At 38.2% G+C, this 22,223-nt stretch carries 10 protein-coding genes; 7 read left to right on the forward strand and 3 right to left on the reverse strand.

What is annotated here, in order from left to right:
* Positions 1-281 precede the first annotated feature (281 nt).
* Entirely contained in the window at positions 282-752 is a 471-nt protein-coding gene (locus YWA_RS0108620; protein ID WP_022828113.1) for a c-type cytochrome, read from the forward strand.
* 114 nt (positions 753-866) lie between these two features.
* Here the strand turns inward: YWA_RS0108620 and YWA_RS14835 are convergent, their stop codons facing one another.
* A complete protein-coding gene (locus YWA_RS14835) occupies positions 867-1,895 on the reverse strand; it encodes a hypothetical protein (RefSeq protein WP_157505320.1) in 1,029 nt (342 codons plus the stop codon).
* Positions 1,896-2,587: 692 nt separating this feature from the next.
* Between YWA_RS14835 and YWA_RS0108635 the strand changes: the two genes are divergently transcribed.
* Positions 2,588-3,646 (forward strand): flavin monoamine oxidase family protein, encoded by a 1,059-nt coding sequence (locus tag YWA_RS0108635; protein WP_022828116.1) that lies wholly within the window; start codon positions 2,588-2,590, stop codon positions 3,644-3,646.
* A 45-nt stretch (positions 3,647-3,691) separates the two neighbouring features.
* Here YWA_RS0108635 and YWA_RS15910 read toward each other — a convergent pair whose 3' ends face one another.
* Positions 3,692-11,959, reverse strand: coding sequence for a GEVED domain-containing protein (locus YWA_RS15910; protein WP_022828117.1), 8,268 nt, complete (start codon positions 11,957-11,959; stop codon positions 3,692-3,694).
* A gap of 558 nt (positions 11,960-12,517) precedes the next feature.
* Here YWA_RS15910 and YWA_RS0108650 point away from each other — a divergent pair.
* The 3 genes from YWA_RS0108650 to YWA_RS0108660 all read left to right on the forward strand — a co-directional run bounded on the left by YWA_RS0108650 (position 12,518) and on the right by YWA_RS0108660 (position 15,453).
* On the forward strand, positions 12,518-12,997 hold the full coding sequence (locus YWA_RS0108650; RefSeq protein ID WP_022828118.1) for a hypothetical protein: 480 nt from the start codon (positions 12,518-12,520) through the stop codon (positions 12,995-12,997).
* A 171-nt stretch (positions 12,998-13,168) separates the two neighbouring features.
* On the forward strand, positions 13,169-13,669 hold the full coding sequence (locus YWA_RS0108655) for a hypothetical protein (protein ID WP_157505321.1): 501 nt from the start codon (positions 13,169-13,171) through the stop codon (positions 13,667-13,669).
* A gap of 386 nt (positions 13,670-14,055) precedes the next feature.
* Positions 14,056-15,453 (forward strand): exonuclease domain-containing protein, encoded by a 1,398-nt coding sequence (locus YWA_RS0108660; RefSeq protein WP_022828120.1) that lies wholly within the window; start codon positions 14,056-14,058, stop codon positions 15,451-15,453.
* 86 nt (positions 15,454-15,539) lie between these two features.
* On the opposite strand, the gene YWA_RS0108665 is transcribed toward YWA_RS0108660, so the two are convergent.
* Positions 15,540-16,586, reverse strand: coding sequence for an endonuclease/exonuclease/phosphatase family protein (locus YWA_RS0108665; RefSeq protein WP_022828121.1), 1,047 nt, complete (start codon positions 16,584-16,586; stop codon positions 15,540-15,542).
* Between the two features lie 628 nt (positions 16,587-17,214).
* Here YWA_RS0108665 and YWA_RS0108680 point away from each other — a divergent pair.
* Complete coding sequence (locus tag YWA_RS0108680; protein ID WP_022828124.1) at positions 17,215-18,447, forward strand: exonuclease SbcCD subunit D C-terminal domain-containing protein; 1,233 nt, start codon at positions 17,215-17,217, stop codon at positions 18,445-18,447.
* Positions 18,447-22,181 carry an AAA family ATPase gene (locus tag YWA_RS0108685; RefSeq protein ID WP_022828125.1) on the forward strand — a complete coding sequence of 1,245 codons (3,735 nt, stop codon included), beginning with the start codon at positions 18,447-18,449 and terminating at the stop codon, positions 22,179-22,181. The genes YWA_RS0108680 and YWA_RS0108685 overlap by 1 nt, the downstream gene beginning before the upstream one ends.
* The last annotated feature ends 42 nt before the right edge of the window (positions 22,182-22,223 follow it).

The following is a 22,223-nucleotide window of genomic DNA, read 5'->3' on the forward strand; positions in this document are numbered from 1 at the left end:
AATATTAAACAACATAGAGCATTTTTATATTTCAATTATAATCCTATTGTCAAAAATAATAACTAAATTTAGTCGATAACGTGTCTCTTAAAATCTGTATTCCTAATTAAACACGATTCGATATAAAAGTAGTAGTGCCTTTTATAACCTTTAGAAGAGAATTTTTACTAACGATGTGTATTTATTCTAGAATTAAAAAAAGTCACTTTTTATGATTGCAGTCATACGATGTGCTTTTTCAAAAATGCAACTTTGTATTATTAACTCTAATATTTAAAATTATGAACAAATCATTTTTAGTAGTTCTAGCATTGGCGCTAGTAGTTGCATGTGGCAAAAAAGAAGAAAAAGAACCTGCTCTTTCTACACCCACAACTGAAGAGGTGAGTTCAGAGGCTCCTCCTTATGATCCAAATCGTGGAGAAGGCAAGTTTGATACTGTGGATTTATCACCAACCTTGAACTCCGAAATGGCTGACAAAGGAAAACAAATTGCAGAGGTAAAGTGCAGTTCTTGTCACAAGATGACGTCGGAAAAACTTGTTGGTCCCGGATGGAAAGGCGTTTCTGAGCGAAGAAAACCAGAATGGATTATGAATTTTATTACCAATCCTGATCCAATGATTGATAAAGATCCTGAAGTTAAAGCACAATTGGAAGTTTGTTTGGTACGGATGCCGAACCAAGGTATTTCTGATGTTGAAGCCCGAGAAATTTTAGAATATATGCGTAAAATTGACGGAGTTAAATAAAAAAGTAAGAAAATCGAGTTATTTAAAAGTAACTCGATTTTTTTTTGTCTAAAAATTTGAAATACTTCTTTTGTTAAAACCGCACGCTATTGTTCTACAAAAATTATAGTATTGTTATCTAGTCGAATCTTCAATTTTAGTGACTGAACTGCACTTTAATGCGAATATAAACGTAATCCCAATTCCCAAAACTAAAATTATTGCTGCTCCAAAAAGCATTTCATTAATAAAAGGAATGGCTGTATAACTAAAAGAAGCTATACCTTGAACGGCTAATATTGCTTCATTTAATAGGACACCAACCGTGAATGTAATTAATCCAAATTTGACATACTTTCCGATTTGAATAACTCCCGTTGCAAAAATATAAAACAGCAGAAAAAGCGAAATTACAGCGAGTAAAATGAGATGCAAGTATGCGATTACTATAGGTCTAAATCCAAACGTTAGTTGGCTTAAAACCGGAATCGTTGAAGCTAACTGAAGTACAAACTTTAAGCTCAAAGCAAATCCTGCGAACAGAAAAATATACTTCAAAAATAATGGATATTGATTTAGGAATCCATTCCTTGCTTTTACAATTATTATTAAAAACTTAGCCCAAGCATACACTTGAATCAGGGCGGCGACTACAGTCAAAACATACACCCAAAAGGGTAGATCTAACCAAAGCGTAGATAAAAAATAAGCAGGAATACAGGTGAAAAATAACAAATAGAAAAACCGACTGTAGTACGAATTCTCTGCTACTTTTACATTAAGAAGCGTCACAAGTAAACCCATACAAGCGAAGAAAAACCAACCGTTGTATTGAAAATGCAAATAATAATAAACGGAAGCTAAATATTCATTCTGAAGAATATGTTTTGTCAGCATGATGTAAGCCAAATAGAAACTGCCAACCGAAGAAATTACATTAAAAAAGAGACCTGCTTTAAACCAATTTTTAGACAAGTCGTCCTTGGGAAGTAATTTTAAATCTCGAAAATACAAATACGCAAAAACAAATCCGATAAAGATTGACAGGGTTGAAAAGAGTATTGAAATCATTCCGTATCCTTGAATGATGAAAGAAATCAGCATTCCATAAGAGCATGCCAAGTTTGCACCTAAAACGAGATCGTATTTTTTTAAAAAATGCATCTTGGAACGATCTATTTTGCAGGATAAGACTACAATCATCAACACCATTATCGTATGGGTTACCCACCCTGCAAATGCAAAATGAGAATGCGATTGTTGTAAGTTTTTTTGATCTAAAAAAGGAAACTCAAAGCCTATTTTATACCGCATTATAAGACCTAATACTGCTACAAAAAACAGATTTAGTAATGAAAATTTTAACCAAAATGAGGCTTTCGTAAACATCCGTTTAATTATTTATAATTTGTAATTTCAATCCTAATTTAAACATACAATAAGCTGTGTTATTCAATAATTTAAACAGCTTATATATTGTTTGTCTTTCTGAGTACATTTTCACCAAACTACTTTTAATTCAGATTAAAAAGTGTTGTTCCAAGTTCTAAAATTAACAAAATAAGCTGTAAGATTTGAAACAAATTTACAGGTAATCTTTCTTTTAAAGTTATGACTAAAATCATAAGTGTCCAAGTTGACCTTAATTTATTTCAAAGCAAAGAAAGTAGTAATTTCAATAGTACAAATCAATTACCTCTAGATTTACTACGTTACGAGAAATAAATAATCCTATCAACAAACTTTAAATAAATCTAAATTGAAAAACTTTACTATTTGAAATCAATACCTTTGAATCCTTGTGAAAAAGACGTTAAAATTAATTTTAACAAACATAAACATTCTATATTCATCAAATGATACTAATTATTGGAGCAGGATTATCAGGACTTTTAACCGCCTACCGACTCAAACAAGCAGGAATTCCATTTAAAATAATAGAAGCCAGACATCGAATTGGCGGCCGTATCCATACAGTTACAGGTTCACAACCCATACCTGTGGAAATGGGAGCTACTTGGTTTAACGATTCACATCACAATCTCCTTCAACTTCTAGATGAATTGGGCTTAGATTATTTTGAACAATATATGGAAGGCACGGTTTTTTATCAACCTGATGTAAACGCTCCAGTGCAATCCATCCAAATTCCAAAACAAGCACCAAGTTATAGAATTTCAAAAGGCTCATCTCATTTAATAGAAGTATTAAACTCGAAAATAAGTCCGGACGATATTGTTTTTGATGCAAAAGTTACAAAAATTTCTTTCGGTGAAAACTCCGTTCAAGTTACTGCCGACAAAACATTTCAAGGAACACAAGTCGTATTAGCACTTCCGCCGAAGTTGTGGGCTAAAAATATTACTTTTGAACCAACTTTACCTCAGCAATTGATAAAAATCGGAAAGGAAACGCACACTTGGATGGAAGATTCTATAAAAGTAGCGTTGACATACAAAATGCCTTTTTGGCAAGACAAAAAGCAATCAGGCGCGTTGTTTAGTAATGCCGGACCGATGACCGAATTATACGATCATTGCAACCATGAACGTTCCACTTATGCACTTTGCGGATTCATGAGCACCTCCTTCAAAAGTTTAGAAGCTGCAGCGCGAAAACAAAAAGTCATTGAACAGTTGCAAAATGCTTTTGGTACCGTAGCCACTGATTTTATCGACTACCACGAATCCATTTGGAGTCACGAAGAACATACGTTTGCCACATCAGAGTCACTCTTGTTTCCGCACCAAAACAACGGAAATTCTATTTTCAGAACTACCTATTTTGACCACCGTTTATTCATTTCGAGTTCAGAATCCGCTACTGAGTTTGCGGGTTATATGGATGGAGCTGTTGCTGCGGGAAATAGAGTTGGAAATGAGATTATTAAAAAAGAAATGGGTACAACTCGGTAAAGTAGCACCCATTTTTTGTCAATATATTCTTATTAAAGATTACGTTTAAAAGACCTTCTGCGTTACTACACCTCCATTACTCAATTTTACTTTTACAATTAAAGTCTGATCCGCATAAACGATGTGACTGGCGTCAAAAGTATTTGTGTTGCAATTTGTTTTCTCAAAAACAAGTCGGCCTGTAATGTCGTAAACGGATACTGTATGAATGATTTCAAAAGGTGAACTAACGTGCAATATTGCATCATTTTTACGAATTACGACTCCTTTTATTTGCTCGTTGAATGTTGGATTATCTAAAGTTTCTTGTGGCATGTACCTCAACACAAATCGCGTGTTGAATGTTCCCGGTATAGTGGCAAAAGTATAATCAGACGCTTTCAAATCGTGAATTACATTCAGCAGATTATCTTGTAAATAAATGTCTTGACCGTTAAGCAATCCGTCTACTTGGTCAATACTGATGATTAAGTTTCCGGTCAGTGTCGTTTGGTAACCCAAAGGAACGGTATCTGTATTTACAAAAGGTAAACTACGTCCTTGAATGACAAGATTTTTGTTCTCTAAAATAGAATAGAACGTTATGAAGTTACCGCCAAAGGATTCTCCGTCGTACCGATTGTCGTAACCATTTGTGGCGTTTTCAATATAACCCACTAGAATTTGATTGAATCCCTTCTCTACCCCTTTCATATTCAACCATACACGGTGTTTACCCGTTGTCGCCCAATTGTCAACCGGTTGCGTTGGCATTGGTTTAAAAAACTGATTGTTGTTCGCTCCACCAAATCTCATATCATTATTAAAAACAACTTCAGAGCCCGCGTCATTACCGCTTACAAAGAACGCCTGTCCCGCAGCAATATAACCCGATGGTACGTCAGCGTTAAAACCGGTCAGTGGACTTTCAGATGAAGGTGCTGGTTTTGTTGCAGCACCGCCGGTACCATTCCACGATGCATAATCATTTGGAGTATAGCTGAGTACTCCACCTCCAACTGGTGTATTATGGGTCCAAAAGTATAATGTGCCACCCATATTTGGATTTTGAGCTAAAAGCATGGTAGCATCAATTGCGGAAGGATACGGATTTCCTAATAAATTCCATGAGGTACTAGCTGCAGCAATTGTTGTTCTCACAGTTCCATTATTTGGTTTACCTATTAAAGTAGCCGCATATTGATTTGGAATTCCTGCAATATTGTAACTCTGAGGCGCACGAACAATATACCCCTTACCAGGATTCATTTCTACGTTACCGCCGTAATGCATAACCCAGCCACCATTCCAACTGTAATATTTATCTTGTAAGGTATTAGGTGATAAATTGTTTAGCGTAAATTCTCCAATATCTGGGATGCTGTTATTATTACCGTAAATAGGTGAACTCCAATAACTATAGTCGTAACGAAGCATAGGTTTTGTAATACGATGCATCTTGATGCTGCCTAAATTATTATTCGCTGAACTATTTTCAACATTAGCAACCTGTATTAAACTTCCTCCATCAAAAATCTCTAATGTACCGCCAGTATTCACATTGATGCCCTCCATTATGGTTAACGTACTGGCAGAAGGCACATTTACGACCGCATTGTTTTTAACGGTAAGCGTTTTTCCTGTAACAGTTGCCCCTCCAGAAATGACAGGAACAGCTAAAATATCTGGAATAATAATACAATTTGTACTGGACGGAACACCTGCTGGTTTCCAATTAGAAGGGTTACTCCAAGAAGTATCACTTGTCCCTGCCCAAATTTTAGCATTATTCGTAACGGGTATAGATTGAAATAAAGTACAACCATTTGTTAAAGTAGTAGTAATGTCGATATTAAAATTAGGCAATTCTAATAGCGCTATCTTAGGCACAACATACACTTTAGCAATAGCAGTTCCAGGAGTATATATATTTTGTAAAGCCGCATCGGTGTAAACTGAAACATCAGTACCAGACCAAGAATAAGAGGCTGTAAGCTTTTTTGAACCATAAATAGCAATATCATCTACAGCAACACCGTCTGCCCACGTATCCGTGCGGTATCTAATTCTGAATTTCAAATTTGCTTGGTTTTTATAAGAGCTTATATCAATTGTTTTTAAAGCAAAGTTTCCAGGATTACCTTGACTTGTTGAATATTTAATTGGTGTCGCTAACGGTGTGAAAGTTGCACCGCCGTTAACCGATACTTCTACAGATACATACTCTTTATCTGGATTGCTACCTGCTGCTAAGTATCGAGAAAAATATATTCTGAAGTTCATTGTTAGGCTTTCAAAACTCATGGTATTAATACCGGTTTTCATTTGCAGTACATTGTCAACGGTATAATAAACTTCTGACGCTACCTGACCTACATCGGAAGTAGCAAATGCAAATTTATTGGCACCAAAACCAGAAGAGATTGCCGGTAACCATGCTAATTCACTGTCTTGTGGGATAAATATACTGCTTTTCTGAGCCCAATTTGACACCGCATTTATGGATGTACCATTGTCATATAGCACAGTGCCTTCAAAGGCAGATGTTGCTAGAGTTCCTGTGTCAAAATTTTCACTAAGCAGATATACCGTTTCCACGGTGTCTTGTGCGGTTAGTTCAATAGGTTCACTTTCTCCACAAGAAATAGGAGATGCGGGTGAAAAACTAATTTCAGGCACTTCTTTAACTGTTGCTGTTACTGCCTTTCTTACTTGCGTTTCACAGCTTCCATTAAAGGCCGCTACGTAATAAACGGTAGTAGTTGCAATTACAGGGGTTTCAAACAGCGTTGCGTTGCTATTAACTGTGCTGGTTGTATAAGAACCGCCTACAGCGCTGGTAAACCATCTAAATTCGGTAACTCCTGGGGAAACTGTAGATGCTTCTAAACTCACTGTACCTGATCCACAGCGTTCCTTATTCGTAACTGTTGCAATATCAGCACTACATCTTGCTATAACCGTTAATAAATAATCTTCCGTTTCACCCGCAGAGGTTAAATCATCACAAGAGCCAAAATCATAGTTTGGCAATGAAACTGTATAATCCTCCACCCTAACTCTGATCTTGTAATTACCCGGTGCTAAATTAAGAGGAACTGAATATCCAAATGTAGTTGAATATTGACCAATTTCTGTACTGTATAGAGATTCTTGTGCATCCACAAAATCACCATCACCGTTAAGATCAATCCATGCTTTAATTAAAGCAGAGCCAACTGTATTTACCTTAATGTTAATTCCCTCTCCTTGAATTTGACTTGGATGAGCACCTGAAGAGCTAAAATCTTGATAACCTCCTGACATATTAGTAGAAGTATTTTCAATATCATTTTGCGTACCTAGAAAGGTTACTTTCTTAATGTAAACAGTGTTACTGATGGTATTAGAGGGTACACACGTATTGGTAGGCACCGTACCACAATGCAATTCAATCTTGCCAATTAAAAATCTACGTGTATCACCACTTGTTCCCACTGATTCAATCACTAATTGAGAGCCAGCTGAAACACCTGTAAAAGTATGTAATACAGTACTGTAAGATGTAGTAGTATAAGTTCCAGAAGACACGAAATTAATTGTTGTAGACGCTCCTCCTAAGGTTATTTTTATAGGAATAGTAGCAGCGGACCAACCTTTTACTTTCATTTTTACAGTAATGGTGCCTGAGAGACCGTATATGGCACTAGTCGTTTTTGATGTAATCACTCCATTTAGAGCATTTGTACTTAATCGCATTGCACCATTTTGCTGATAAACGTTTGCATTTGTATTGAAGTCTGAGTTGCCAGACCATGCAGCACCTGAACCTGTCAATGCGATGTAAGATTGTTCAAAACAGGGAGGACTGGTTACAGTAAGAAGCGCCGCTGAAGAGGTCACCTGACCGCCACAAACTCCATTTACCAAAACACGGTACAAATATCCATTCATACCTAGCGTTGTTGCTGCAGTAGTATATGATGCACTATTGGTTCCAATATTTGCCCAACTGGAACCTGTATTAACTTGCCACTGATAATTTAATCCTCCACCGTTTGCTGTGACACTAAACGTATTTGTTGCACCTGTATAAACTGATGCGTTAGAAGGATTAGTGGTAATAGCCGTAACATCATTAACCGTTACTACCGTATTGGCGGCAACACTCCAACATCCCGTACCGTCAAATCTCGATCTCAGATAGAGTGTAGAAGTTCCTGGTGTAGTAACTACATAACTAGAAGCAGAATTAACAGCTCCCATTTCAGTGCCCGTTGCAGTAGTTTGCCAATACCATGTTTCACCCGCTGGTGCAGAGCCTACCTTTGTAACAGTTACACCTGCCGGCAAGCATTGAGGGGAGTTACTTATTGGACTCGTTGGCGCCAGTGGAGCGGTACAACTTGCTGTAACAATGAGTTTAAAGTCTATAGCCTCTCCAAACGATACATTACCACAGCTAGAAGGATCAACAGCACTATATACTGCTCTTATTCTCATTCTGTAATTACCCGGTGTGGTAGTAGATGGTACAGAAAATTCATCAATAAATCCCGCACTTGCAGACGTTCCAGACGCAAAGACTTTTTCTCCCGCATCGTTAAAATCACCATTTTTATTAAAGTCAACCCAAATATTAAAACCGTGGGTTTCTGCACCTCCACTAGAATTGACATAGGTTTCTGCAAATGTTAGGGACTGACCCGCTACTTGTGATACTGAATGTGTATTGTATAAGTTTCCATATCCATTGGCAGAAACTGTGTTGGAATTATAGACTATCGAGGTAGCGCCTTCTATTTCAAAATAATTAATTCTGTCTGAGTAAGTTGAGGAAGGCACACAAGCACTTACCGTTAATGTAACAACATTTGAGTTTACGGAACCACAAAGAGTGCTTGTTACTATAACTCTATAGTTCGTATCACTCATCGCAAGCGTAGTTCCAGATATAGAGTAGGATGCATTCGTTCCTACTCCCGAAACGTTAACCCAAGAACCGCTAGCATCTGTTTGCCATTGGTAGCTATTTGCATTTGTTGCCACTACACTGAAAGTAGCTGTAGCGCCAGTTACTACACTGACACTGACAGGTGCGGTAGTAATCGTTGGCGTTTTATTGATGACAACCGCCATATTCTTTGTGCCAGACGACCAGCAGTCACCGTTATAAATGCGTACGTGGTACGTACCAGAATTAACAACCGTTTTTGTGCTTGTAGCCGGAGATAGTATGCTGGTGCCTCCCGCGGTTGTTTGCCAATAAGCGGTTGACGCATCACTTCCCGTATACGTTAAGACGGTACTGTCGCAATTTGGTGTTGTGCCCGATATTATGCCAGTAGGATCTGTAGGAGGTGTACAAGCGACTATAACATTTATCATCATGTCAACAGTAACTCCATAAGTGCCAGAATAACAAGGGTTAGCGGTTGATTGTCCACTATCGGCTGTACCGATTCTCATTTTATGTAGACCTAAATTTGCACCTACAGCAACGGTAAAATTGGTTGTTAATGTTGTTGGATTTGTTGATGCGGACAATCCAGAAAATACTTTCTCATTCGTACTGTTAAATATTCCATCGTCGTTATAATCAATCCAAATATGAGCATCATATCCAAAACCTGTTGCAAAAGAAACTGATGAGTTTACTAATTGTCCTTGTGGTAATTCGGGAATTGAATTAGTGTAACTATAATAATTCACATCTGCGACAGGAAAGTTTGCAGAACCTACTATCACATTTGTAATCCCGCTACCGTCATTTGAGGTAGGAGATGAAGGGCAGTAATCAACTGTTAATAGTGCTACACTAGAAGTCACAGGGTTACAGGTGCCGTTAGAAACTACTACACGATACTGGTAGCCGTTCATGGCTAAAGTGGTTGAGCCAGTTGTATACGAATTAGTTGTTCCACCGGTTCCACCCGATACATTTGCCCATCCACTACCTGAATTAACTTGCCATTGGTATCCGGTTGCATTAGCAGGCATAGAAGTCGAAAATGTTGCTGTAGCACTAGCGCCAACTATTGCATCTGAAGGTTGCGTTACTATATTCACTTGATTATTTACGGACACATTAAAGGTGGAGGTGTCTCCAGCAGCATTATACGAACGCACTCGAATGAAATAAGTCGTCCCCGAATTTAAACTTGCACTTGTAGTTAGTATCTCGGGATTTGAAGTGGTGTTGGCCGATTGCACCGGAGTGGTTGATGCACATGAAACAAAATAAGAAACGTCTAAATCTCCGACAAAGTCCGATACTCTAATTGTACTCTTTCCCGTACAAGTAGGTGTGAATTTATACCATACATCTAGATAAGTGTCAATTGCTGGAGTAGTATTTGAACTTGTCATTTGTCCTGCCGTAACCGCTGCATTCACTGTCAAAGTAATTGCATTACTGCAATCATCATTCGCTGGTGGTGTGGTGGTAGTAAACGTATTTACTACACCATAGGTATAAGTAGTACCATCAAACAAATAAGGCTTAAAACTGTATTGTGTTGAATGGGTCAGTCCTGCGACTGCTTGAGTAAAAGCGCCTGCTGTTCCAGGAGAACCTGCTGTAATGTTGGTTACCCCGGCTCCGCCGATAAGTGGATTCGAATTTGTACCCGTTACCGAATACACAAATCCTTTTACCGTCGTATTTGGACAAACCCCAAATGTTGAAGCAGATGCTCCCAGTGTAGCCGTCGTATTTTTTACAAGTGTTGCCGCTACTGTAGTTACCGATGGAGTTACAGGAGTAATTCCCGTTCCTGATAACGTACTCGTAACATTAGGTTGTGAACTACTAATTGTTACAGTAGCCGCTTTAACTCCCGATGTAGCTGGTGTAAATGTCACTGTATACGTTGCGGTTGCTCCTGCAGCGATACTTGTTGCTGATAAACTACTTACCACAAATTCTGGATTGTTCGAACCAACGGTAATGCCCGTTACAGTGGATGCACTATTATTAGTAATGGTATTGGTTTGAGAAGGTGCCGCAAAAGTAGGACAACTGGAACCGTGTGCAAGTGTTCCTGAAACGACTAAAGCTGGAGAAGTAGTAAAGTTGACGACACTGCCATACGTATATGTAGCTCCATTTAACACATAAGCCCGGTAAGAATATTGCGTTGCTGCTAATAGAGTGTTCGCAGTGAAGCTGTAAGTACCAGACGATGTTCCCGCATCAGTAAAAGTAACAACACCACCTCCCGCATTAGTAGGCGTGGAATTGGTTGCAGTAACCGAATAAACAAATCCTCTTTGACTTATGACTGGACAAGAACCTAGGCTAGTAACATTTCCATTTAGTACAGCCGATTTTGCAGTGATCGTGCCAACTGCAGAAGTAGTGACCGCTCCTAAAGCTATTGCTGTTCCCGTTCCTGATAACGTACTCGTAGGCGTATTACTTCCAGACGTTGTACTTGCTGCAGTAATAGTAGCCGACTTGGCTCCCGCTGAGGAAGGGGTGAATGTTACCGTATAAGTAACCGTACCGCCACTTCCTGCAATCGTAGTTGAAGATAAACCACTCACAACAAATTGCGCATCACTGGACACTACCGTAACACCCGCTGCCGCAGTTGTTCCCGTATTTGTAATCGTGTAGGTTTGAGTAGCTGCAGGAACTGTTGGACAACTTGTGCCATTATCAGTCGTGCCGGTTATTGCTAAAACTGGATCTCCAGACGCTAGAGTGCCTTTCAACGAAACATCATCTAAACACCAGATTTCTCCCGCCGCGTTGTTAACGGCAACAATCTTTACGTAGACATTAAGCCAGCCTGAAGGTACATTAATTAAAATCTTTGAAAATGCAGAGGCTCCTGTTTTAGTCACATTCAACCCCGTATATGTTTGCGTAATAGGAATTCCAGCCGTTGTTGTCAATAAACCAGTCCCATCCATACCCCATCTGATATTTGACCCCGAAGCATCTATTGTTACGTCGGCGGTAGTTGAAAATGTGTTTGTTTCAGAAAGAAATACTTCAAATGTGTCAGATGCCTCAATTCCATTACCAGTCGTTGTTGAAATTGAAGAATTCCATATTTCAACGAAACAGTTTGTGTATCCAGACGTTGAAACACCATCAGTGATAAATGTCGCACTTCCATTATTTAGCTGCCAAGACTTAAGACCGCTCTTAATTCTAGATGCGGGTGTACCAGTATTTAAAGAAGAAGAAATAAAGTTATTCGAAGATGTATTCCAAGTTGGACTAGTTTCAGCCCCATTGAATGCTATTGTCGTCTGCCCCATCACCCCTCCACTCCACAACAAAACAACAAGCAAAGCAAAAAGGTTTCGGGTATTTTTCAAGTAAAGTAAAGTTGTTTTCATAATCGTATGATTTAAAAAAGTTCGGAAGTAGGGCAATGCGTTGGTGCGGCACGTTGTGGAGGCAGGTCGGTATTGAAACTTCTGTATCAGTTATGGGTAGGTTACTAATTAATTGCTGTTTAGGTATTCTAACGGTTAGAAGAGTGGAGAAATGGAGTATAGATAATGGATGTATTAGGCTTTAAAACCTGTCATTTTCGAAAGCAAATTTATAAGAAATTTGCTTTTATTTAACAAAAAACAGATAATGGTTGTGTTAAATTTTTTGTTTTTCGATGAACTGTATACTAATACCGATGAATTACACTAATTTGATGTGTTTTGACTTTACGTTTTTGTTTTTTACTGTAGGCATTGAAGTTAAAAATAACCAACTGATTAACATATTTAAGACAAATATTGTTTACACAGTAAACTTAATTATAAATTAAATCTAAAATATTTATAAAAAAAGTAGCGTACTGTTAATAACTGTGTTCATAACATTATTGACCGGATTAAATTTAACATTAACCTAATCAATACTTTAGCTCTAATTAATATTAAAAATTATAAACCATGTCAAATTTAAATGAAAACAGAATCGACACCGTACTTACTGATGCGGTACTTACCACAATCACCAATGCGATTAAAGCAATCGCAGACAACATTCCCAATGTGACACTAGCTGATGTTCAGAGAAACGAATTGCTTTCAATGGATGTTGACAATCTTGTTTTTGCTAATGATACGTTTGCCGAACTTGAAAATCTAGGCCCTGAAATCATGCCGGGCTACATTAATGCAGATCGATTTCGGAAAGATCTTGAAATCAGAGCACAAATGGACCGTATTGAATCTAAATTACTCAGTGTTGTTCAAATGGTTTCAGATTGCAAACGCGTCGCGGCACACGAGGCACTCTCCACGGCACTTTCCGTGTATCACATTATTAAAGCAGCTGATAAAGCCGGTATCGTAGGTGCCAGACAATCAAACGTCAAATTAAAAAAACGCTTCGACAAGATCGGCGGCCGTGCTCCGGAACAACTATAATTCAAAACCGTTACGCTCGTTTAGTACCGTATTAAGACCAATCGCTATTAGATTGGTTTTTTTTAAGTAAATGTGACGCGTTTTGCAGCATTCTATAATCAATATAAAGTATAGTATACTTCATAATTTGTACATTTATAAGCAATAAAAGACATAGAATACGCCATTTTGATGTATTCTATACTTTACAATAATGATCAAATACATTATTTTGATGTATATGATACTGCATTTTCATACAAGTATTATTCACTTTGCATACTTTTATACTGCAAAACACAGCAATTTAATCCATTTAAAAATTTTAAAGCCATGAGAAAAGAAAATACCCTAGGCGAACAAGCTTCGCCAGATGTGGGTTTGTTGTTAGAACGTTTTATAAAGGAGCGTCGGATTTTTAAAAGTGCGCTGGCGCGAAAATTACGAGTGCGTCCGCAAACGGTGCAAACCTACTTGAAGAAATCCACTATGCAGAGCGAGACGATTTGGCAATTGAGTGTAGCGCTGCAACACAATTTCCTCCAAGACCTTGCTGATCAACTGCCTAAAGAATTTTCGACGTACGTGACGAAAGACACCTCGCTGCAAGAGAAATGTGCGGCACTTGAAGAGGAACTTAAAATTACAAAAGCCCAATTAGCAGTTTTGAAGGAATTGATGCAGAGGGGATAATTATGCCTGAGATTATGCTAATTTATGTGATTTGTATTGCTTGTATTTAAGAATAGAATGACACAGATTATTTTAATTTCTCTGATCTGTGTTGCTTTTATAGCACAATAGAACGACACAGATTGCCACAGATTATTTTAATTTCTCTGATTTCTCAAATTTCTCAAATTTCTCAAATTTCTCATATCTGTGTTGCTTCTTTATAGTAATGTAACTACAGCTTTCTAGAAAAAGACACACACTGCACACATTGATACGGATCATTTAAATGATTATTGCCTACTCTTTCCTCTATATTCTATACTCTAAATTCCATATTCTCACCTCCATTCTCTATCCTCCATCACCAACTTTTTTGGAACAATCCTTGCAGGAGGATTTGAACGATGAAAAACAAATTATACGCAATAGTCGATATTGAGACCACCGGTGGCAACGCCAGCCACAGCAGGATTACAGAGATTGCGATTATTATTTACGACGGCGAAAAAATAATAGACCGCTGGGAATCGCTCGTCAACCCCCAAAAATTTATTCCGCCTGCCATTTTTGCACTGACAGGAATTAACAACGACATGGTTCAAGACGCGCCTACTTTTGACGCCATTTCTGATATCGTTTTTGAAATGCTCAACGACCGGATTTTCGTAGCTCATAATGTCAATTTTGATTACTCCTTTGTCCGCCACGAATTAGAAGTTGCAGGTTTAAAATGGACGGCACCAAAATTGTGTACCGTTAGAGCAGCTCGAAAAATCAAACCCGGACTTCCCTCTTACAGCTTAGGTAGGCTGTGCAACTCCTTAGCCATTAAACTTGAAAACCGCCACCGTGCAGGAGGTGATGCGGATGCTACCACTATTTTGCTTTCAAAATTATTAGTATGGGACGCGAATGGTGAAATTGATAAAATGATCAAGAAAACGGCCGAAGACCAACGCTTACCGCCTAATTTACCGCCGGAAGATTTTGCTGCTTTACCGGAAAAACCAGGTGTGTACTATTTTTATAATGAACTGAAAAAGGTAATTTATGTAGGCAAAGCCGTTCACCTTAAAAAACGAGTCGCTTCTCATTTCAGCGGCCATAAAATTACCCCGCAAAGGCAAAATTTTTTACGTGAAATTCATTCTATTTCCTTTGAAGTATGCGGCACTGAACTCATGGCACTTATATTAGAATGTACGGAGATCAAGCATCTGTGGCCCATTCACAACCGTGTTTTAAAGCGTTTTGAACCCAAATGCGGATTGTTTACTTACGAAGCCCGAAACGGGTATCAGTATTTAGCGGTGGGAATTGTGACTAAAAACCAAGCTTGTATTGAAACCTTTACCAGTACTGCTCAAGCGATTGAGTTGTTGAGGGAACTTGCTGCTCAATTTGAAATTGATTACCGTTTTTGTAAATATGGAAGTCCGGGCATAGGTGAAAATCAGTTTCCGCTATTCGATGCTGCACTACCAGATGTAGATGTGCACAACAGCCAAGTTGAACATGCTGTTGCTTTTTACTTAAAATCGAGGCCTACTTTTGCCCTCATTGACAAAGGACGAACGAACGACGAAGCAAGTTGCATTTACATTGAAGATGGTCGGCTTTATGGTATGGGTTATTTTCCCATAGACACTGCAATTACCGACATTTCGCAATTAAAAGACCACGTGGAATTGTATCCGTCTAATCACTATCTGATGCAATTGATTACTAATTTTGCTGCGAAGAACCCAAGTAAAGTAAAGTGGAATCTTACTACTACTCTAAAAGAAATCGGCTGGATCTAAGTGTTAGTACGTTTTATAAGTAGAATGTTTCTTTATAATTGGTAACACCTTTTAGTGGTTCTTTCTCAAGCGTATGCTCAAAGCAACTACACTTGACTTTTCTTCTCGGCGGCTACTTTTAAGTCGGCGGCATCTGGCGTATCGGCTTTTTGTTCAGCAACGGCTTGTTTTTCGTATTGCAAACTGATAAAAATTGGAAAGTGATCCGAACCCGAATTTTCAAGTCGCCTAATTTGTTTTACTTTCCAATCAGTCGAAATAAAAGCGTGATCAAGTGGAAAACGCAGAAACGGGTAATACGCATTGAACGTGTTGAAAAACCCGCGTCCGCGTCGTGGATCTAACAAACCACTCATTTTCAGAAAAAGTTCCGTTGTATAGCTCCAAGCTACATCGTTCAAATCACCAATAACGATCACAGGAAGTTCCGATTTTTGAACCAAATCAGCTACCAGCAATAATTCCTTGTCGCGCTCGCGTGAAGTTGGATTTTCATTGGGAACTGGAGGTGTAGGATGCACTGCATAGAGTTGAATGCTTTGTCCACTTTCCAATGCAACCTCCGTATGTATAGACGGAATATCGTCTTCCACCATATAATGAACTGCGGTATTTTTAAGTGGAAATTTAGAATACAATAGCATACCGTATTTATTATCTAAGGGTACTTTTACTTGAAAAGCATATTCGCTTGCTAAGCTTTCCGTCTGCTTGTCCCACACTGAATCCGTTTCTAAAAGCAGGACTAAGTCGGGATTTGCTTTTGAAATTTCATTTAAACATCCTTTATAATTGGTGTTGTCTTGCAGGACATTTGCAATCATTAAACGTATGCTGTTTTCAGGAATATCAGTATCTACATTTAAAACTTGCAACTTTGCCAGTTTCGTAAATGGTGCGATTAAATACACGAGATAACCCGCGTTTAAAATCATCAAACCTTGAAAAACGAGTACGACCACATCTTGACTTGAACTGTAAAACGTCAGCAAAATTAGGGCAACAATATTTGCCACTAATTTCTGCAACCGTGGATATTCGCACACGCGAAAGACCCAATATTCATTTTTTATGAGCGGTAAAAATGTGATCAGTAATAGTAGGGAACAATATAGGAGTAGTGCTATTTTCATGTAAAGTGACGCAGTGTTGATTGAAAGTCTTAAATCATTTTAAGGCAGTCCGAATATACGATTTTTTTAAAATTCTACGAAAGCCGATCAGCAGACAAATAAAAAATTCTAGTTTGAAATTGCGTAAAAAATCATTGGAATCACATAAAACACACTACACCAATAATTTATAATTTAGTACAACAGTATTTAAGCAAATCTTTGCAAGTTAATTTTAATGCAAGTTGAAATAAAATCAAAGAAAAAATGAGATGCTGCAATTGCTTTATTAGCTGGTTTCTTTGAAAGTAAAATTTAAACCGATGCTTGTTGTAACGAAGGTCACGGGTAGTCAGGTTGTTGAAGTAGCTGTAATGGCGTATGTCCTTTCCACCCGTTCGGGCATGCACAAAAAGCCTACGTCTCTAGTGTTTAATAGGGAATCAGTCACACAACAATAATCCAAGCATTGGTTAATTTTAAATCTATCGCTCCTTAATTTTCCGGTTGTTCTATCTTTAAATCTTTCAATCCTTACATCCTTCAATCTTTACATCTTTCTATCTTTCTATCCTTCAATCCTTCAATCTTTCTATCCTCCTCTCCCCTTTCACTAAATTTCCTATCTTTACGTTTGAAAATCCATCCCATGAGAATCCTCCACACCGCTGATTGGCATTTAGGCCAATTATTCCACGAATACGACCGTAGTTTTGAGCACCAAGAATTCTTGAATTGGCTTTTAAAAACCATTACAAACGAAGCAATTGAAGTCCTTTTAGTGAGTGGTGATGTCTTTGATATTTCAAATCCTGCAGCGGCATCGATACGCATGTTCTATTCTTTTTTGCAAAAAGCGACCAGTGAGAATCCACACTTGCAAATCATCATTACCGCTGGCAATCACGATTCAGCCTCTCGATTAGAAGCACCAAAACCGTTGTTAGCATCGTCAAAAATTCACATCATTGGCACCATCGAAAAAAACAGCGACGGATCCATTGATTATGCAAAATTAACGGTTCCATTATATGATCATTTGGGTGAAATAAAAGCGTGGTGTATCGCCATTCCCTTCTTACGAATAGGTGATTATCCTACTGTTTCATATGTACAGAATCCCTACTCAGAAGGAGTGACAACTTTATACAGGGAGGCATTTGAGTTTGCCAATACAAAAAAGAATGACAAGCAATCCATCATTGCCATGGGACATTTGCACACCCACAATGCTGAAATTTCCGACATGGATAAAACCGAACGCTTGATTATGGGTGGCGTTGAATGCATTCCTGCAACTGCTTTTCACCCTGAAATTAAATACGTAGCGTTGGGACACATTCACAAAGCCCAACGAATTGGCGGGAAGGAACACATCCGTTATTGCGGAAGTCCGCTTCCCATGTCGTTTTCAGAACGAAATTACAAGCACCAAGTTATTATTTTCGATTTAGAAGCTGAAATAAGCAACCTGAAAACCCTTGAAATTCCCGTTACCATTCCGCTTTTGCGAATTCCTTTGAAAGCCGAACCTTTAGAAGAAGTACTTTTAAAACTGCATCAACTTGAGGATAAAAACGACGACAAACAAGCGTCTTATCTCGAAATACAGGTGCTTTTAGAAGCGCCTGAACCAGCATTGCGGCATAAAATTGACGAAGTTCTAAAATTTAAGAATGTAAAATTAGCTCGGATTCAACCTCATTATCCCAATAAAAATAAATCAATAGGCGAATCCGTTTCTCAAGCACTTTTGCATGAGTTACAACCTGCAGCGGTTTTTGCTAAATCATACGAAGCAAAATACAACACGGAAGTTCCGGAACAACTCATGGCGCTTTTTCAACAAACGATAATTGAAGTCAATCAACCAGAAGCCTAATGAAAATCAACGCCATACGAATCAAAAATTTAGCTTCATTAGAAGGAATAACTGAAATTGACTTCACAAGCGAACCTTTGGCATCAGCCGGAATATTTGCAATCACAGGTCCCACAGGTGCGGGAAAATCAACTTTACTCGATGCTTTGTGTTTAGCACTTTACGGTAAAACGCCTCGCTATTTGCAAGCGAAAGAAATGGGAATTGAAATCCACGACGTTCAAGGCAGTACAATGAGTCAAGGCGACGTTCGGGGTATTTTGCGCGATGGCACTTCAGAAGGTTATGCCGAAGTTGATTTTGTAGGTACCGATGGACAAAATTACCGCTCTACATGGAGTGTCCGACGGGCAAGAAATAAAGCCGAAGGGAGTTTGCAAGCCGACACAATTGCCTTAAAAAACACTACAACAAATTTAGATTTACCTGGAAAAAAAGCCGAAACGTATAAAGAAATTGAACGTTTAGTTGGTTTGAATTTTGAACAATTTACTCGTTCTGTTTTGTTGGCCCAAGGTGATTTTACCGCTTTTATGAAAGCCAGTAAAGATGAAAAATCATCCTTATTAGAGAAATTAACGGGAACACATATTTACTCTGAAATTTCCAAGAAAGTTTTTAAAAAATACAGACAGGAAGAGCAACAACTGCGGGAATTGAATATTCGACGGGAAGGAATTGCTACTTTTTCGGAGGAAGAAGTCCGCCAAATTGAAGAAGAACGAGTAGTCTTAACATCGAAAATAGAACATCTGACAATTGAAATTGAAGCGCTGTCAAAAGAGATTCATTGGCACGAACAATTTACGCTTTTGTTGCAGAGTAAAGAATTGGCGGAAGCAAATGTGCAAAAAGCAAATCAATCTTTGGCGGAAGCCGAACCTCGAAAAAACAAGTTGCATCAGGTGGAAGAAGCACAAGCTACTCGAAGTTGGAACGATGCTTTGCTCCACAACCGTAAACAATTAGCACTACAAAATGCTAGTTTACAACTTCTGAGCACCCAGATTTCCGAATTGCATCTGCAGAAAGAAAAAAAAGAAGCTCAGTTTAAAAACGCACAACTTCATCTTTCCGCAGTTATTCAAATTCAAAAGGACGCATTGCCGAAAGTGGCTGCTGCCAAAAAATTAGATACTTTAAATTCTGAAAAGGAAAAGCAAGTTAGTGCTGCAAATTCGGAAGCCACATTAGCTTTAAATAAAAAAGAAAACTATCAAAAAGAAGTTTCGGAAAAAGAAACTGCAATTACAGGTTTTGAACAACGTGTTAAGGAAATTGAGGATTGGCAGACAAAATTTGAAGATCGAAAATCCATTTCTGAAAACAAAGACCTCATCACTTCAAAACTTATTGATGCAGAGAAATTAGTCGCAATTACTTCTGCCGCATCGACCGAAAAGAAGTTATTAGCAGATAAAATTGCCCTTGTACAGGGAGAAATCACAACACGTATTGCAGGATTTGGTGAACTTGAACTTGACTTAAAAATGAAGCAAACCGCTTATGACCTAGAATCAAAAGCGATTTTACTGACGCCGATTGAAAAATTGCATTTGGAGAAAGAAGAAACAAATCAATTGCTGAATGCTAGTCTAGAAGCACAGGCTATTTGGACGGTTTTGTACAACCACAACCTAGACTTTGAAGTTTTGTGCCAAAAGCAAATAAACGACGAAGCGGCTAGATTGAATAAAAATACACATTTAATTGAACTAAAAAAACAGCTTCATGAACAGCGAATAGCAAAGGAAACTTCGGGAATTTTACTTCAAAAAGCACGTGTTACAGCATCTGAAAATGTTGAATCGCTTCGAGCGGCATTGATTGACAACGAACCTTGTCCTATTTGTGGAAGCGAAGACCATCCCTATGTTTCAGAGCATCCACAACTTCAAAAGGTGCTTTCGACACTAGAAGAACTGCATCAACAAAACGACGAAATTTATCTCCGGACTTTTGGCGAAAGCAGTAAACTGGAACAAGAATGTAAAAACTTAAGTGAACTTATTGAAAAACAGACATCTGAAATCGCACAGAAAAAAGCACTTGTTGAAGTTAAAAATCAACAATGGGAATTGACTTCTAGCTTTATTGAATGCGATACAATTAGTGATCCCGAAAAATCAAATTGGTTTAGTGAAAAAATCAAACAGTTAAAGCACCGAAAAGAAGGTTTAGAACTTGAAATCAAAGTGCATGCTGACCAACAAAAACAACTTGATCTTGCGAAAGCACAACTCGAAAATTTAAAGACAAAGCTTGATGCAACAGCAAATGAACTGAAGGATTTCAGAAATCAACTTGCTCTTTACAACGAGAAATCGGAAGGTGTTCAGAAAACAATTTTGCAAACGAATGGCGATTTGTCTGAAATTAAAAATAATCTTTCCGCTTACTTTACGACAACCGACTGGATGGAGAATTGGAAAAAAAATCCATCAGAATTTTTAAAACGAATTGCGGTTTTTGCACAAGAATGGAAGTCGAATGTAGAGTTGGTAACACTTATAAAGAATCAAAAAACTGCTGCATCAGCTGCAATTGAACAATTAAAAAGTCAAGGGAAAAATGTGGTAGAAGAATATGCTCTAAAAACGAATTTTGCAGCACTTCAACTTCGAGATTTAAATAAATTGAAAGAAGAGCGATTGGCAATTTTTGACGGAAAGGCTGCTGAATTGATGGAACAGCAATTTGCACAAGCGGTAGAAAATACTCAGAAAAATACGGAGGAACTGAAGGCTGATTTGAACGAAAACAAAATAAAGACTGCCGCTGCTGAAGCTCAATTTAAAGAAATTAGTACGACGATTGCTAAACTTACTGCGGAAATTGAACATACAAATGCCCAAATTCAGAAATGGATCGCCGAATACAATCAGAAATTTGATGAAACGCTTACGGCTTTTCAATTAGTAGCGCTTTTAGATTTTTCTTCGGAGTGGATCTTTAACGAACGAAAAGCACTCACTAATTTTGAAGAAGAACGGACGAAAACCACTTCCATCCTACTCGAGCGGACACAGATTTTTGAAGAGCACTTGGCCAGACGTCCTTCGGAACGCATTTTAGAAGACTTGAAAATAGTGTTGGCACAATCGAAATTGGAAAACGAAACGCTAACGCAGGCCCGATCAAATACTATTTTCAAATTAAAAGAAGATCACGAAAATAAACGTAAAATTGGCACTTTACTTGAGGAGATTTCCAAACAGTTTAGCATCACTGACAATTGGAGTAAATTGAATGAAGTCGTAGGTTCGGCAGACGGAAAGAAATTTCGACAAATTGCGCAAGAACACACGCTAGAAGTACTTTTGAGTTATGCAAATCAACATTTGAAAGACTTAACGAGCCGTTATAAAATGGAACGGATTCCAAATACCTTGGGACTTCAAGTGGTAGATTTAGACATGGGTGACGAAATTAGAACCGTGTATTCCCTTTCCGGAGGCGAATCGTTTTTAGTATCACTGGCATTAGCACTTGGACTTGCTTCCCTTTCTTCAAGCAAAATGAAAGTGGAATCCTTATTCATTGACGAAGGCTTTGGTTCATTAGACCCGAACACGTTAAATGTTGCCATGGATGCACTCGAACGTTTGCACAATCAAGGTCGGAAAGTAGGTGTAATTTCCCACGTTCAAGAAATGACGGAGCGGATTCCGGTACAAATTAAAGTGAGTAAAAAAGCAAGTGGCAGAAGTAAAGTGGAAATTATTGAATTTTAAAATAAAAATAGCACGGCAACAATTAGCATTACTTTGGGTTGA

Origin of the sequence: Flavobacterium antarcticum DSM 19726, from assembly GCF_000419685.1 — a bacterium.
GTDB lineage: Bacteria > Bacteroidota > Bacteroidia > Flavobacteriales > Flavobacteriaceae > Flavobacterium > Flavobacterium antarcticum.